Source organism: Haloferax sp. Q22 (genome assembly GCF_001482285.1).
Taxonomy (GTDB): Archaea; Halobacteriota; Halobacteria; order Halobacteriales; family Haloferacaceae; genus Haloferax.
The window spans coordinates 32,051-46,337 of the sequence record NZ_LOEP01000056.1 but is presented as its reverse complement, the minus strand read 5'-3'; the positions used below and the strand labels follow the sequence as shown (position 1 = coordinate 46,337).

16 protein-coding genes are annotated in these 14,287 nt (G+C 64.4%); 6 read left to right on the top strand and 10 right to left on the bottom strand.

Features of this window, described 5'->3' with window-relative positions; all coding sequences use genetic code 11:
- Window positions 1-99 precede the first annotated feature (99 nt).
- Window positions 100-648, top strand: a complete 549-nt coding sequence (locus tag AM590_RS18865; RefSeq protein WP_058828818.1) for a plastocyanin/azurin family copper-binding protein — start codon at window positions 100-102, stop codon at window positions 646-648.
- Window positions 649-687: 39 nt separating this feature from the next.
- Here the strand turns inward: AM590_RS18865 and AM590_RS18860 are convergent, their stop codons facing one another.
- Together AM590_RS18860 and AM590_RS18855 are read right to left on the bottom strand one after the other, a co-directional pair.
- The gene (locus tag AM590_RS18860; protein ID WP_058828817.1) at window positions 688-1,485 is read right to left on the bottom strand and encodes an RIO1 family regulatory kinase/ATPase; all 798 of its coding nucleotides are present in this window, start codon (window positions 1,483-1,485) and stop codon (window positions 688-690) included.
- 39 nt (window positions 1,486-1,524) lie between these two features.
- Window positions 1,525-1,962: a universal stress protein gene (locus AM590_RS18855; RefSeq protein ID WP_058828816.1), complete on the bottom strand. Its 438-nt coding sequence runs from the start codon at window positions 1,960-1,962 to the stop codon at window positions 1,525-1,527.
- 180 nt (window positions 1,963-2,142) lie between these two features.
- On the opposite strand from AM590_RS18855, the gene AM590_RS18850 reads away from it, so the two are divergent.
- Window positions 2,143-3,285 carry an acyl-CoA dehydrogenase family protein gene (locus AM590_RS18850; RefSeq protein WP_058828815.1) on the top strand — a complete coding sequence of 381 codons (1,143 nt, stop codon included), beginning with the start codon at window positions 2,143-2,145 and terminating at the stop codon, window positions 3,283-3,285.
- 23 nt (window positions 3,286-3,308) lie between these two features.
- On the opposite strand, the gene AM590_RS18845 is transcribed toward AM590_RS18850, so the two are convergent.
- On the bottom strand, window positions 3,309-3,764 hold the full coding sequence (locus AM590_RS18845) for a FlaD/FlaE family flagellar protein (RefSeq protein WP_058828814.1): 456 nt from the start codon (window positions 3,762-3,764) through the stop codon (window positions 3,309-3,311).
- A 327-nt stretch (window positions 3,765-4,091) separates the two neighbouring features.
- Here AM590_RS18845 and AM590_RS18840 point away from each other — a divergent pair, with 327 nt between their 5' ends.
- Window positions 4,092-6,218, top strand: coding sequence for a histidine kinase N-terminal 7TM domain-containing protein (locus AM590_RS18840; RefSeq protein WP_058828813.1), 2,127 nt, complete (start codon window positions 4,092-4,094; stop codon window positions 6,216-6,218).
- A gap of 57 nt (window positions 6,219-6,275) precedes the next feature.
- Here AM590_RS18840 and AM590_RS18835 read toward each other — a convergent pair whose 3' ends face one another.
- From AM590_RS18835 to AM590_RS18810, 6 genes are all read right to left on the bottom strand, one after another.
- Entirely contained in the window at window positions 6,276-7,355 is a 1,080-nt protein-coding gene (locus tag AM590_RS18835) for a hypothetical protein (protein WP_058828812.1), read from the bottom strand.
- A gap of 105 nt (window positions 7,356-7,460) precedes the next feature.
- Complete coding sequence (locus AM590_RS18830) at window positions 7,461-8,006, bottom strand: FlaD/FlaE family flagellar protein (protein WP_058828811.1); 546 nt, start codon at window positions 8,004-8,006, stop codon at window positions 7,461-7,463.
- A gap of 288 nt (window positions 8,007-8,294) precedes the next feature.
- Entirely contained in the window at window positions 8,295-8,804 is a 510-nt protein-coding gene (locus tag AM590_RS18825; protein WP_058828810.1) for a chemotaxis protein CheD, read from the bottom strand.
- A 23-nt stretch (window positions 8,805-8,827) separates the two neighbouring features.
- Window positions 8,828-10,015 carry a chemotaxis protein CheC gene (locus tag AM590_RS18820; RefSeq protein ID WP_058828809.1) on the bottom strand — a complete coding sequence of 396 codons (1,188 nt, stop codon included), beginning with the start codon at window positions 10,013-10,015 and terminating at the stop codon, window positions 8,828-8,830.
- On the bottom strand, window positions 10,012-10,380 hold the full coding sequence (gene cheY, locus AM590_RS18815; RefSeq protein WP_004043735.1) for a chemotaxis protein CheY: 369 nt from the start codon (window positions 10,378-10,380) through the stop codon (window positions 10,012-10,014). The genes AM590_RS18820 and cheY overlap by 4 nt, the downstream gene beginning before the upstream one ends.
- Window positions 10,381-10,530: 150 nt before the next feature.
- The gene (locus AM590_RS18810) at window positions 10,531-11,178 is read right to left on the bottom strand and encodes a hypothetical protein (RefSeq protein ID WP_058828808.1); all 648 of its coding nucleotides are present in this window, start codon (window positions 11,176-11,178) and stop codon (window positions 10,531-10,533) included.
- A gap of 132 nt (window positions 11,179-11,310) precedes the next feature.
- Here AM590_RS18810 and AM590_RS18805 point away from each other — a divergent pair, with 132 nt between their 5' ends.
- The 3 genes from AM590_RS18805 (at window position 11,311) to AM590_RS18795 (ending at window position 13,122) form a co-directional block, all read left to right on the top strand.
- Window positions 11,311-11,649: a helix-turn-helix domain-containing protein gene (locus AM590_RS18805; protein WP_008092913.1), complete on the top strand. Its 339-nt coding sequence runs from the start codon at window positions 11,311-11,313 to the stop codon at window positions 11,647-11,649.
- Between the two features lie 213 nt (window positions 11,650-11,862).
- Window positions 11,863-12,495 (top strand): archaellin/type IV pilin N-terminal domain-containing protein, encoded by a 633-nt coding sequence (locus AM590_RS18800; protein ID WP_058828807.1) that lies wholly within the window; start codon window positions 11,863-11,865, stop codon window positions 12,493-12,495.
- Window positions 12,496-13,122: an archaellin/type IV pilin N-terminal domain-containing protein gene (locus tag AM590_RS18795; RefSeq protein ID WP_058828806.1), complete on the top strand. Its 627-nt coding sequence runs from the start codon at window positions 12,496-12,498 to the stop codon at window positions 13,120-13,122.
- A gap of 155 nt (window positions 13,123-13,277) precedes the next feature.
- On the opposite strand, the gene AM590_RS18790 is transcribed toward AM590_RS18795, so the two are convergent.
- Complete coding sequence (locus tag AM590_RS18790; RefSeq protein WP_004977361.1) at window positions 13,278-14,018, bottom strand: ATPase domain-containing protein; 741 nt, start codon at window positions 14,016-14,018, stop codon at window positions 13,278-13,280.
- Window positions 14,019-14,287: the final 269 nt, after the last annotated feature.

Below are 14,287 nucleotides of genomic sequence, written 5' to 3'. Positions count from 1 at the left end.
GCGTTCCGCCCGCAGCCCCTCGCCGTTGTCGGCGAGATGGGGTTCCAATCGGGCGGAATTTGGGACATCGCTTATTCTTCGGGTGGCCCGACCACTGGTATGCGACTCACGAGACGACGTGCCCTCGCCGCTGTGATCGGACTCGGACTGCTCGCCGGCTGTACGGGTGGCGACCAGACGGAGATGCCGAGCGAGGAGACGGAGTCGCCCCCGACCGAAACCGCGGCGTCGTCTCCGAGTTCAACGGCGACACCAACACCGACACCGACACCGACAGCGTCGCCGACGCCGACGAGCGAATCACCGGGTTCGACGACTGAGCCGGCGTCAGGCGATGCGTCCGGCTCGCTCGTCGTCATGGAGGGCGTCGCCTTCTCACCGATGCGGCTCTCGGTCGAGCCGGGGACGACGGTCGCGTGGGAAAACGGAGAGGCGCTTCAACACAACGTCCGCGCGGCGACCTTCGACGACGCGGCGACCGACTGGTCGTTTCAGTCTGAGACGGTCGGTCGCGACGGGCGGGTCACCTACCGCTTCGACGACCCCGGCGTCTACCAGTACGACTGCGGCATCCACGGCTCGACGGCGATGTGTGGGGTCGTCGTGGTCGGCGACGCGAGCTACGACGGGACGCTCCCCTGCGAGTGAGTCGGGTCGGCGCGGCGGCCGCGGAACCGAACCGAGGACTCACGCCGCGTGCTTTTCTATCTCGCCTTTGAGTGACGCGGCGTCGAAGTCGTGGTCGGGCCGGATGTTGACGAAGTCGAGGAAGTCGACGGCGTCCAAGAGCGCTTCCACCTCGTAGGAGTCGAGCGCCGCGGCGACGGCCTTCTTGGGGCCGACGAGCGGTTCGAGCGCCGCCAGCCCGCAGGCGAGGTCGTACGCGCGGGCGTCGCGCATCCCCTCGTCGTTGACGTTCGTCGCGTCGATGAAGTAGATGCCGTCCTCGCGGACGAGGACGTTCTCGGCTCTGAGGTCGCCGTGGGCGAGGTGGTTGTCGTGCATCTCCGAGAGCGCCGCGAACAACTCGGGCGCGAGCCGTTCGACTTCCTCCCGCGGGGCGGTGTCGAGGGTGTGGAAGTTCGGCAGGTATTCGAGGACGAGCACGCCGAGGCCGTCCACCTCGAACGCCTCGACCGGCGCGGGCGCTTGCAGGCCGATGTTCCGGAGTCGCTTCGTCGCTTCGAGTTCGTGTTCGGCCATCTCCAGCGGCGTCCCGAAATGACCGAAAAAACCCTCCGTCCCGCTGGAGAACGCGCCGAGGTTCCGCCCGGTCGTGAACACGGCGTGGACGAGCGAGTTCTGTTTGGAGATGACTTTCACGAACCACTCGTCGTCGACGACCATCGGGGTCGAAAGCCAGTTGTCCGCCTCGAGAAATCGGATGTGGAGGCTGTCGCGGTCGTATCGCCGGGCGAGTTCGCGGGCGACCGTCTCCAGACGCGGCCACCCGAGGCGGCCGCGGACGAGCCGACGGAGGTCCATGCACCCCCGTAAGACGAGGGGCGGCTTAACCTCGTGGGCCTACGCCGATTCCTGTCGGACGGTCAACACGGGTGCGTCGGAGCCGCGGACGACCCGCTCGGCGACGCTGCCGATGAGATAGCGGTCGATGCCGCTGCGGCCGTGGGTGCCCATCACGACGAGGTCGATGTCCCGCTCGTCGGCGTGGCGGATAATCTCGCTCGCGGGAGTTCCCTCGGTGACGACGGTTTCGACCTCGACACCGGCCTTGCGGGCCCTCTCGGCGACGCGGTCTAACACCTGCTTGCCGCTTTTGAGAAGCGCCTCGCGGACCCGTTCGAGCGAGAGTGCAGGCGCGGCGTAGCCGACCTCGCGCACGTCGGCGACGTAGAGCGCCACGAGCGTCGCGTCGTAGGTGCGGGCGTGCTCGATGGCGTGGTCCAAGGCAGCGTCCGCGCAGTCACTTCCATCGGTCGGAAAGAGGATGCGAGAGTACATACGAGAACGTCGGACCCCGGCGCAAAAAGACCCGGACGCCTATTCCCACGCGGTGGGAGCGGACGAGCCGGGAATGGTCGGCCCGAAAGTGGTCGGCCGCCCCCGCTTCGCCGCCCGCGACGGCCAAATCCTTCATGGTCGTTCGATTAGTTTATGTCCGGCACGGCGATAGTTGGTCGCATGGACTTCGACATCCCGGCCGAACACCGGATGATTCGTGACACCGTCCGTGAGTTCTGCGAGGAAGAAATCGCGCCCATCGCGCAGGACATCGAGGACGAACACCGGTTCCCCGCAGAGATATTCGACCAGTTGGCCGAGTTGGACGTGATGGGCGTCCCCATCGACGAGGAGTACGGCGGTCTCGGCGGCGACCAGCTGATGTACGCTCTCGTCGTGGAGGAACTCGGTCGCGTCTCGGGCGGAATCGGCCTGTCGTACGCCGCCCACGTCAGCCTCGCGTCGAAGCCCATCGAGCTGTTCGGCACCGACGAGCAGAAGGAACGCTGGCTCACGCCGCTGGCGACCGGCGAGTACCTCGGCGGCTGGGCGCTGACCGAACCCGGTTCCGGAAGCGACGCCAGCGACATGGACACCGTCGCAGAGCGGGACGGCGACGGCTACGTCATCAACGGAACGAAGCAGTTCATCACGAACGCGAGCGTCGCCGGCTCCGTCCTCGTGAAGGCCGTCACGGACCCCGGCGCGGGCTACGACGGCATCTCGACGTTCATCGTCGACCCGGAGAACGACGACGGCTTCGAGGTGACGACCGAGTGGGACAAGATGGGCCTCAACTGCTCGCCGACCTGCGAGCTCTCCTTCGACGACTGCTGGGTGCCGGAAGACCGACTCCTCGGCGAGGAGGGCGAGGGCTGGAAGCAGACCATGAAGACGCTCGACGGCGGCCGCATCTCCATCGCGGCGCTCTCGGTGGGACTCGCCGAGGGCGCGTACGGTCACGCCAAAGCGTACGCGAAACAGCGCGAGCAGTTCGACCAGCCGATTTCGAAGTTCGACGCCATCCGCGACAAACTCGTCTCGATGCACCGCAAGACCGAGCGCGCGAGACTGCTCACCCACAAGGCAGCGACGCGGTACGACGCCGGCGAGCGGGTCAGCCGGGAGTCCGCGCTGGCGAAACTCGACGCCTCGGAGGCCGCCCGCGAGGTCGCCGAGGACGCGGTGCAGGTGCTCGGCGGCTACGGCTACACGACCGACTTCGCTCCCCAGCGGTTCTACCGCGACGCGAAGCTCATGGAAATCGGCGAGGGGACGAGCGAGATTCAACACCTCATCATCGGCCGCGAACTCGGCCTCTGAGGGCGCTCGAGGTGGGCTGAGGCTCAGTCCGACTCGGCCATCGCCGACAGCCGGGCGACGTACGAGAAACTGCGGACGTGGTCTTCTTCGGTCGGCGCGTCCTCGAAGTCCGAGGGGACGGTAAAGGAGACGACGCGCTCGCGAATCGCGTCGTGGGCTCCGTCGCCGATCCAGCCGATGTCGCGGTAGTACGACGCCATCTCCAGCGCGCCGCGGCCACCCAATCGTTCGACGAGGTGGACGCACCATTCGAGAAGCACCCGCTCGGCCCGCGGGGTCCGCGGAATTTCGTCGAGAAACGGCTCGCCGTCCGACGTGACCGCCGCGGTCGTCGCGAGGAGGCGCTCGTGGGCAACGTCGCTCCACGTCCGGTTCGTCGGCGCGTCGACCCAGTCGAACGACCGGTCGCTGGTGTCCCGACGGGGCCCGGGTCCGCTCGGGTCTTCGACGACGTTGGGACGACGTGACTCGCGCGGCATCTATCCCTGCGTGTGCGTCCATCCGAATTAAGCGTTCGGGCGAACGTCCGAATATCGACAGTTCTGCGCCCGCGCGCGAACCGTCAGCAGTCTCCGTGATGTTATATCTGATAATGTATCCGACTATCCGGTGAATGAGGCCCTTATTGAGGCGTGAGACGGGCTCGAACCGGCCGCTTGCCTTTCAGACGAAACCGAGTATCACCGTTGATAGAGAGGTCGAACTGCTTAAGTTCAGAAACGGATACACGTTTGATATCGCTCCGATGTGACACTCATCGGAAATAACAGTTCCAGAGGCTCACAGATGCGCACCACGACCAACCCATGACCAGCGTTGAGCAGTTCCCGTACGCGTACGCGCTGTTCGCCGCGGGTATCCTCGCGGGGGTCGTGACGCTCGTCGTCCTCGGTCGGTTCCGACTCTACTCTCGGCGGGTCCGCCTCCCGTTCGCACTCTTGACGCTCTCCGGGAGTATCTGGGCCACCGCGTACGGCTTCGCCTTTCTCGCGACGACGCCGGGAGCCGAGTTGTTCTACGCCTATCTAGCTTGGGCCGGCGCGGCCGTGGTCCCCACGATATGGCTCATCTTCGCCCTCGTCTACGCCGGCGAGGACCAACTGCTCACCACCCAGATGGTCGGCTTTCTCGCCATCGAGCCCGCCGTCGCAATCGCCCTCGCGCTGACGAACCACTCTCACGGACTTCTCGGGTCCTCGCTCGACCTCTGGACGGTCACCGCACCGGACAACTCCGGCGGAGCCGGTCTGCACCTTCTCGTCCCGCTCGGTCCGGAGCTCCCCTTCGTCGTACACGTGATTTACGGCTCCGGCGTCGCCCTCACCGGGCTGACCGTCATCGGAAAGACGTACCTCCGGAGTTCGAGCATCCATCGACGACAGGCCGGGTTCCTCGTTGTCGCCGGTCTCATACCCCTCGCCGCACTCGCCAGTGAGTTCTTTTTCCCGATTCGAATCAACCCGGTTCCCCTCTCTATCGGCGTCAGCTCGGTCGTCGTGCTCTGGGCACTGTTCAGACACCAGCTGTTCGACATCACACCCATCGCCCGCGACGCGATTCTCTCGGAGATGCGGGACGCAGTCGTCGTCCTCGACGAACAGGACCGAATCGTCGAATCGAACGGTGCCGCCTCGGAGCTATTAGAGCGACCGGTCGACGAGTGCATCGGTGAGCCGGTCCTCGAAAGCATTCGCGTTCCGGCCGAGGTCCGGACGGTTCTGGAGGGTCGAGACAGGGCTGAGGCGGTCGTCGAAGACGGCGGCACCTGCCGTTACTTCGAGATTCGTTCCGAAGTGGTCGGCGACCAGACGCACGACCGCGCGCTCTTGCTCGTCTTCTACGACGTGACGGAGCGTCGGCGAACCGAAGAGGAGTTCCGCGCGCTCATCGAGAACTCCCGGGACGTCATCACCGTCCTCGACGAGGACGGCGAACGGACCTACACGAGCCCTTCGATGACCGAGGTTCTCGGCTATCAGACCGACGCGCTCGTCGGTGAATCGGTACTCGACCTCGTCCACCCCGAAGACAGAGACCGGGTCGCCGGCCGCCTCGACGAGGTGATATCCGGCGATTCTCCCGTGCGCTCGGAGTTCAGAATCCGCCACAAGAACGGCATGTGGCGACGGTTCGAGACGGTCGGTGTGAACCTCCTCGATGACCCCGCCGTCGACGGCGTCGTGTTGAACTCGCGGGACGTGACCAGTCGCCATCGCTACGAACAGCGCCTCCGGGTGCTGAATCGCGTCCTCCGACACGACCTCAGAAACGATATGAACGTCATCCTCGGCCACGCGGACCTCCTCCTCGACGAGCGTATCCCCGCCGAGTCGAAAGACCACGCCCGAACGATAAAGCGGAAGGCGTCGTCGCTGGTCGAACTCGGCGAGCAGACTCGCCACATCGACACGACGCTGACCCGCGGGTCGTCCGGAATCGAGCCCGTCGAGGTCGTCGAGCGCATCGAGGCGCAGTTGGACGACATCGAGTCCGATTACCCCGAGGCCATCGTCCACCGGAGCCTCCCCGACGAGGTGTGGGTCTCCGCGGACGACCTCATCGAATCGGCTATCAAACACCTCATCGACAACGCGCTCGAACACAACGACCGAGTCATTCCGGAAGTCGGCGTCACGGTCGAGCGGAGCGCGACCTCGACCGACTTCGTGGAGATTCGAATCGCCGACAACGGGCCGGGCGTTCCCGACGCCGAGCTCTCCGTCCTCGAATCGGGGACCGAGACGCCGCTCCAACACATCAGCGGGCTTGGGCTCTGGTTAGTCCAGTGGATAATCGACCGCTCGAACGGTCAGCTTCGGTTCGCGGAGAACGACCCCAGGGGGACCATCGCAATCGTCGGCCTCCGGAGCGCCGACCGAGCGGTCTCCGTCAGCGACGGCGGGACAGTGGCGACCGAGTCGGAGACAGACTGAGCTACGCAGCGACTGGGTGAGTCGCATAGAAAACGAGACGACCCGAGAGCCGAGCGTTTAGGCCGCGTCGCGGAGCCGCACCGCGAGCCTGTGTGCGCCCTCGGCCGCGGCGGTCACCGGGTCGTCGGGGACGACCACGTTCACCGGGCGGTCGAGTTCCGCGGCGAGCCGCGCTTCGAGTTCCTCGACCAGTCCGGGAATGCACGCCATCCCGCCGGAGACGACGAGCGGGCGAGCGCGAGCGAGCTGATAGGTTTTCATGTGCGAGCTCGCCAGTCGCGAGAAGAAATCGCCGAGCTCGATGACCACGTCGTCGAGATACTCGTCCAACGGCTCCATCACGCCCCGCTCGACGGTAAACTCGTGTGCCCCCTCGTTCCCGCGTTCGACCGCGTCGGTGAAGGGCTCGAACCCGCCGAAGTCGGCGTGGGTCTCCTTGTACTCGCGGGCGGTGGCGGGATCGACCGTCACTCGCCCACCCGTCTCGGCTTCGACCGCCTCGGCGATGCGTCGGTCGACGCGGTCACCGGACGCCTCCGCGGAGACGAACGGAAGCAACCGCTCTCCGCGTCGGTACGCGCACGCTTCGAGGTTCGTCGCGCCGAGGTTGAGCGCGACAAAGACCTCGTCGACCGCCTCGATTCCGTCGCCGAGCGCCGGAATCGACGCGCACAGCGACTCGGGGAATCCGCGCGCGAGCGCCTCACCGATGCCGCACTCGCCGACCGCGGTGCCGAAGTTCGCAAGGCCGATATCGTCGTCGACGGTCGGAATCGCGTACACGACGGCGCTGTCCGCGGGGAGGTCGTGTCGCGCGCAGAGTTCGCGGACAAACCGCTCGAACGACTCGGCGTCGCGGACGGTCGCGGGCACGCCCGAGCGGAGCATGGACTCGACTCGCTCGGGGGACTCTCGGACCGCCTCCCCATCGTGGTGGACATCCTCGTCGCCGGTGAGCGCGTCTTCGCCGTCGGCCGGGCGCGAGGGGAGGTGAACCGTCCTCGCCGCGTCGCCGTCGTCGAAGGCGAGCGCCGTCCGGGCGCTCCCGAACTTGACGCCGACGGCCGTCGGCACGTCGGTCTCGTCGGACTCGGACGTCACATCAGCGTCGGTAGCGGCGGCTGCGTCGTTCGTCATGCGGTATCAACTCGGGTCAGACTCGGCGGGCGGGTGGTTCGCGCAGTCATGGTATACACTCGGTTGTCGGAAGGAGAGACCGTATTCGAGACCCGTCGGTCGGCGTCACACCATCGAGGAGAGACGTGCGACGTAGACCAGACTCAGCAGGTGGTCGTCGACGTCGAGGTCGGTCGGTTCGTCGACATCAGCGGAGAAGCCGAGGAGGTAGTCTCGGAGCGTCTCCTCGACGTCTGGCGTGACCCAGTCGACCGTCTGATAGTACCGGAGGGCGTCCATCGCCCGCTTGAACCCGCCCTTGAGGACGAGGAACTCGAGCCAGTCGAAGACGACGCGCTCAGCGCCGTACTTGTCCGGAAGCGAGCGGAGGTACGGCTTTTCGACGCCGTCTTCCTCGCCGCGAGACTGGTGGACGAGCAGGTGTTCGAGCTGACTCGACCGGAGCGCCTCGGACGCCTCCTGTCGGCTCCGGTCGAAAAGCGGGTTGTCGAACCGGAAGGGGCTCCGGTCGTCGAACCGGCCGTCGTCAAAGCGGCTGTCATCGAATCTCCCGTCGTCGAAGCGGCCGTCGCCGTTCCGTCTGGGTCGTGGGGCGTCACGCGCGATACGTCGAAGTTCGTCAGGGTCGTATTCGTCCGGGTCCAAGTACATGGGTCACCTCGTTCAGGACGGCACGATTCCCCCCGAGTCCCCCGACTCAGGGCGGCGGAGAGCGCAGAGCGCTGTCCGTGGTGTCACACGCGATATCGTACCGTTTCGGTGAAAGCATTCGAAGGAGGCGACATAAATCTATTCGAGGCGCTATCAGAACTGATATCTCAGGTCGAACACCGAACCGTCGAGGCCAGTATCGTTGGCGACCCGGCTCGGCGGTCGTGGTCGGCGCTCGACGTGTTCTTCCCGGTCGCGAGTCTCGTCGAAATTCGTCAAAAACAGCGCTCAGAGGACGTGGTTGCCGCTTTTTGCGCTCCGAACGCGGAGGTCACCAGTCTCGCTGTCGAGTTCCAACGACCGGCCGTGGGAGCCGCCGACGTCCTCGGCGACGACGTCGATGCCGAACCCGTCGAGCGTCGCTCGCGTCGCGGCGACGTTTCTATCGCCGATACTGCCGTCACCGTCGGCCGAGGTGAAGTCGAACATGGTGCTTCCCCCGGCGATTTTCGCGACGACGCGGTCGATGTCCGCGCCGGCGGCTCGCATCTCCGAGAGCAGGAGTTCGATGCCGGTGTCGACGAACTTCGCCGGCTCGCCGCCGCCGTCGGCCTCCGGGAGCATCGCGTGTGCGAGACCGGAAACGCGGGTCTCGGGGTCGTACAACGCGACGCCGATACAGGAGCCGAGACCGCTCGTGGTCAGCGTGCTCTCGTCGCCGGAGATGGCGTAGTCGGCGATGCCGACCTTGATTCGACCGGAGCGGGCCGCGGGCGTGTCCGTGGTGTATACTTGCATTGCTGAGTGCCTCTACGGAGGGTTCACGCGACGGGCGAGAGTTGCTTGAGCGCCTTGCGCAGTTCCGTCTCGTCGGGCAGCGCGTAGATGTCGCAGGTGAACTCGTCGTCGTCCGTCCGAATGGTCGAGTCGATGAGGAACGCGTACTCCTGGGACTGCGCGAGGTCGGTCGCAAGCGGGTCGATGATGGCCGACCCGATGTCGTGGACGTGCTTCGGCGGCGAGATGTCGATGGTCGTCTCGAGCGCGTTGGCCCAGCCGTCGAGGAAGCCGGAGGTCGTGATGTTGCCGATCTCCTGAATCGCGCTCTGGCGCATCGCCTCGTCGCCCTCCATGCCCGGCAGGAGGCTGCTCGCGATGTTCTCGGCCGACGGCTCGTCGAAGAGAATGGCGATGTAGCCGCTCGGCGTCCCGCTGAACTCCAACACGACGCCGCGGCGGACCGCGTCAGTCAACGACATGGGGACGCCCTCGATGGGGACGAAGCTCAGCCGGCTCACCTCGACGGTCGTGTCGATACCCGTCATTGCCGTGATGTCTTCCGAGGCCTGGTTCGCACCGTCGTTTATCATCTCGGAGAAGGCGGCGAACGACTCGACCGGGAGCGCGCCGTCCTCGCCGCTCGCCTCGACGATGGTCTCGATGGACGAGGCGGTCGGCACCATGTACAGGTCGAACTCGATGGCGTTGTCAGCGGCCTCCAACTGGTTACGGAAGACGAGGACGTGTTCGTCGTCGCCGCCGTTCTCGAAGCCCTCGGCGTCGACGTGGTCGAGCGGGCCGTCGTTCTCGTCGTCGACGTAGGTCGGCGTCGTGATGTCGACGGTGGTATCGAGGTAGTCGGCCCAACCGTCGATGAAGCCGCCGAGCATGATGTTCGCGACCTCTTTGAGGCTACTCTCGGCGAGTTCGCCCTCGGCGTCGGTGGCGTCGATACCCGGCATCAGCGCGTCGACCAGACGCTCTGCGGACTCGGGCGAGAACGCCAACACGGTGTGGCCGTCCAGCCCGCCCGAAAAGCCGATGTGGACGCTCACGAGGTCGCGCTCGGCGAACTCGTTTTCGACGTCTGACTTCGTTCCGAGTTCCACCTTGGTGACGTTGACGTACGTGTCGATACCGGCGAGCGTAGTCAGAGAGCCCGCGGCTTTCTCCGCGCCCGAGTGGGCGAGCCGACTGAACGTGCGAAGCGACCGAACGTCGAGATTCATGCCTCTGCCTGAATCACGTCGGCGATAGCCTGGAGCACGTTCGGCTTCTGGAACGGTTTCGTGATGTAGCCGTCCGCCCCTGCTTCGACCGCTTCGCGCATCTTCTCTTCCTGTCCGACCGACGTGCACATGATGACCGATGCGCCGGCGTCGAGCGACTTGATCTCGGACGTCGCTTCGATGCCGTTTCGAATCGGCATCACGACGTCCATCGTGACGACATCGGGTTCGAGTTCGCGGTAGAGTTCCACCGCTTCGACCCCGTTTTCGGCCTCGCCGACGACTTCGTGTTCACCCTCGAGGAGCTGTTTGAGGAGGTTCCGCATGAACGCAGAATCGTCCACGACCAGTACCTTGCTTGCCATACCTCCAGCTTTCCGAAAATCACACCATAAACCCTTCCTCCCCATTATCAAGGATGATACGGCATCAGACGGGCGATTCGCCCGCGCCACATCGTGTCGACCGAAGATTCGGGGACTCCGGTGCCCGAACCGGAGCCTGTCACCGGCGCATCATCGTCGACGCGGCGGGAACGAAGCGCCGGTCTCTCCGACGGCGTCGAGGAGGTCACCGATACTGTCGTCGCGGTCGAGTCCGTTCGCGGTCGCGAGCGCCTCGACGGCCCGACCGGGATAGGTGACCTGTACCTCCGAGGCTAAAAGCAGGATACCGAGCACCTCGTCGGGCGGGGTGTCGGCGCTGCCGATGGCGTCGGCGTACCACGAGAGAAACGAGTTGACGACCTCGGTCACGTCGTCGGAGACGGTCTCGTGACGGGTTACCTCGCCATCGACAAGAGCAGTGGTGACGAGCGCGTGGTCCGCACTGACAGCCCCGACGCGCTCTGCGAGCAGTCGGCGGGCGAGCACGGCCCGTTTTTTCGGGTCTTTCGGGAGGACGAGTTCGGGAGTCGACGCGTCTTTGTCGCGCTCACCGTCCTCGGAACCGGGCGGTGTGGCGGCCGCTGCGTCGGACGCTTGATGCCCGTCGTCGTCGGCGTCGTCGACCGGCGCGGGCGGCCTGTTTTCTCCCGTCGAGATGACGTACCGGCCCGTGTCGAGCGCCGCGACGTGCTCGTCGCAGCTGATATCGAGGTCGTCCGGCCCGACGACTCCCTGTTCTCGCGGGTGAGTGGGAGGACGCTCGTCATCGTCGTCCATCGGTGGATGCTCGGTGCCGTGGCATATAATCCCATCGTCACCGGGCGTTCGGGACTCACTACTATGACTGAGAACGTGGCAGAGAGACAACCAACACATTGACAAGCGGTGCGTTCCGATAAATTTCCATCTATGGAGTCTGACAGGACCCTCTCCGCACTGGGGAACGAATACAACCCCGACATCCTCCGTGCCGCGGACGAACCCCACTCGGCACAGGAGTTCAGCGAGATGTTGGATATCCCCATCGCGACCTGTTATCGCCGAATCGAGGAACTGACGGCAGCGGGCCTCCTCGAACTTCACGACCGGGTTCTTTCCGACGAGCACCGACGGACGAACGTCTACCGGCGCGAAGTCGACGAAATCGTCGTCCGGTTCGAGGCCGACGACTACACCGTCAGCGTGACCGAGCGCCCGGAGGTGAAGAACAAACTCGACGACGTGTGGCGGAAGATTACGCAGGACTGAACCGCTCCGACTCCGGAGTCTTTTCTTACGTTTTCTGAGACGAGTACCGCCTAGCGCCTCGCGTGAGCGTGCGGAGTATTTTACTTATCGACGTACCGCCCGACAGATATCAGTCTTGATATTGAGGGCCGTAGCGTTATGTAGCACCTCTCCAAGTTGACGAGTGACGGTTCCTCGCTCCCACTGAGTGTGGGACCAAACCCACGACAACCCATGTTCGAAAACATCACCGAAGACCGGGGCCAGGTCGGTATCGGGACCCTCATCGTCTTCATTGCGATGGTTCTGGTCGCCGCAATCGCGGCGGGCGTCCTCGTGAACACGGCTGGCTTCTTGCAAGCCACCGCCGAGGACGCCGGACAGCAATCTGTGAACAAGGTCACGAACCGCGTCGACGTCGTGTCGACTCACGGTATCGTTAACGGAACGTCGACGAAGAGCGTCGACTTCGTGAACCTCACCTCGCGTCTGGCAGCCGGTTCCGGTTCGGTCTCGCTGAACAACACGACGATTAAATACCTCAGCGACGACACGGCTCGGACGCTCGTCAACAACAACACGGACAACGCGGACGGCATCAACTGGTCGACCGCCGGAAACGACGAGTTCGCGGTCCGTAAGATTCAGGACGATGACACCTCGTTCCCGATTCTCAACAGCCAGACCGACCGCTTCGAGATCGTCATCAACACCTCCGTCATCGAAGGGGCGAACAAGAACGGCCTCAGCACGGGTGAATCGGTGACCCTCGAGATAACCTCGCGCAACGGCGGCACGACGCAGGTCATCCTGACGATGCCCCAGCAGCTCGCGGGCAAGGACAACAACGACCCGGTGGCACTGTAAATGTTTAGCGAACTGTTCAACGACGAAGACAGAGGTCAGGTCGGTATCGGAACGCTCATCGTCTTCATCGCGATGGTCCTGGTTGCCGCAATCGCGGCGGGCGTCCTCGTCAACACCGCTGGCTTCCTCCAGGCAACGGCCGAAGATGCGGGCGAGCAGTCCGTGAACAAGGTCACGAACCGCGTCGAAGTCCTCAACGCGCACGGTACGGTTGGCGACTCCGAGGACATCGACAACATGACCCTCACGATTCGTCTCGCCGCCGGCTCCTCCAGCGTCGACATGAACGAGTCGTCCATCAAGTACCTCAGTGACGACACGGTCACGACGCTGACCAACCAGTCCGACGACGGAGAGACCAACGACGTTCGTACCTACGCGGACAGCAACGAGTTCCTGATGGACGAGGTCACCGACGACGACGGTTCGTTCGGCGTCCTCAACAGCATGAACGACCGCTACGAGGTCAAAATCAACACGTCCGCCATTGAGGGCGGAACCGGTCTCGGCACCGGCGAGCGCGTCACGCTCGAAATTACCTCGCGGACCGGCGGCACCACGCAGGTCATCATGACGATGCCCCAGCAGCTCGCCGGCAAGGAGCGCGGCGACCCGATTAAACTCTAATCGGTCTCTCGCTGCTGCGCTTTTTTTTTATCGCCACAGAACCCCGTTAGTGCCCACAGCGGTGTTCGTCACGCGCCGAGCCGAGTTCCGTACCCCGTCTCGGAGCGAACGAGAGTGCTGAAACGCACCGAGCCAAAAGAGAAACGCGAAGCGAGTTACTCGGTCTCTTCGCCGAACCACGGCGGGGACTCGCCGACCATGGAGAACCCGGCCGCCTGCTCGTATATCTTGATGCCGCCCTGTGCGATTTCCAGTGGGAACATCGAGTTCTTGATGCTCTGCTTGCGCATCTTCGCCACCCAGACGTAGCGGTTGCTCGTCGCGCCCGCGGGGCTCTGGATGAGGTAGATGTTCCCGTCGGTCAGGAAGTTCTCGAGGCCGATGTCGGTCTCGGGGAAGATCGCCGACTGCTCGGTGGTCAGAAGCGAGGTGAGGCCGCTGTCCTTCAGGATGTCGATGAACTTCAGGAGGTACTGGCGCTGTTCTTTCTCGTCGTCGAAAAACAGCTGGAACATCGTCAGCGAGTCGAGGACGAGTCGGTCGTAGTTGGTGTCCTGGAGGTCGCCGAGGATGCGGTCGAGCGTCGTCGAGAAGTCACCGTCGCGGAGGAGCGTCCGCTTGTCGTAAACCTTGATATCTCCGGACTCGACGTACTCGTGCCAGCGGTCGAAGCCGATGGACTCGGCCGCCTCGCGGATGTCGTCTTCGGTCTCCTCGAAGGTGAGATACAGGCCCCCTTCGTCGAACTGGTCGACGCCGTTGTAGAGGTACTGGAGGCCGAGGATACTCTTTCCCGTCCCCGGGTTTCCGCTGATGAGCACCGCGGCGTTCTTGACGATACCGCCGTTCAGGATGGAATCGAGTCCTTCGACACCGGTCTTGACTAGTTCTGTCATGATTGTGTTGAAACGTGTGTGTGGCTGTCGGAAGAACGTCCGTGCCGACGCCGGATAATTCTTCTTACCGCCGCTACGGCGCCGTCTGACTTTTATTACATACTTAGCCGGCGAAAATTCCGAACGTCTAAAATATCGCTACTGATAACGAAACGGGAACTTTCTTGTACCGACTTACGTACCTTGCACCAATGTTACCTGCTCCCCCGAGTCCGTCGGACCTCCCCGGCCGGTCCGCCGCTCGGCCGGGTGACAGGCCGTCGCTCGAA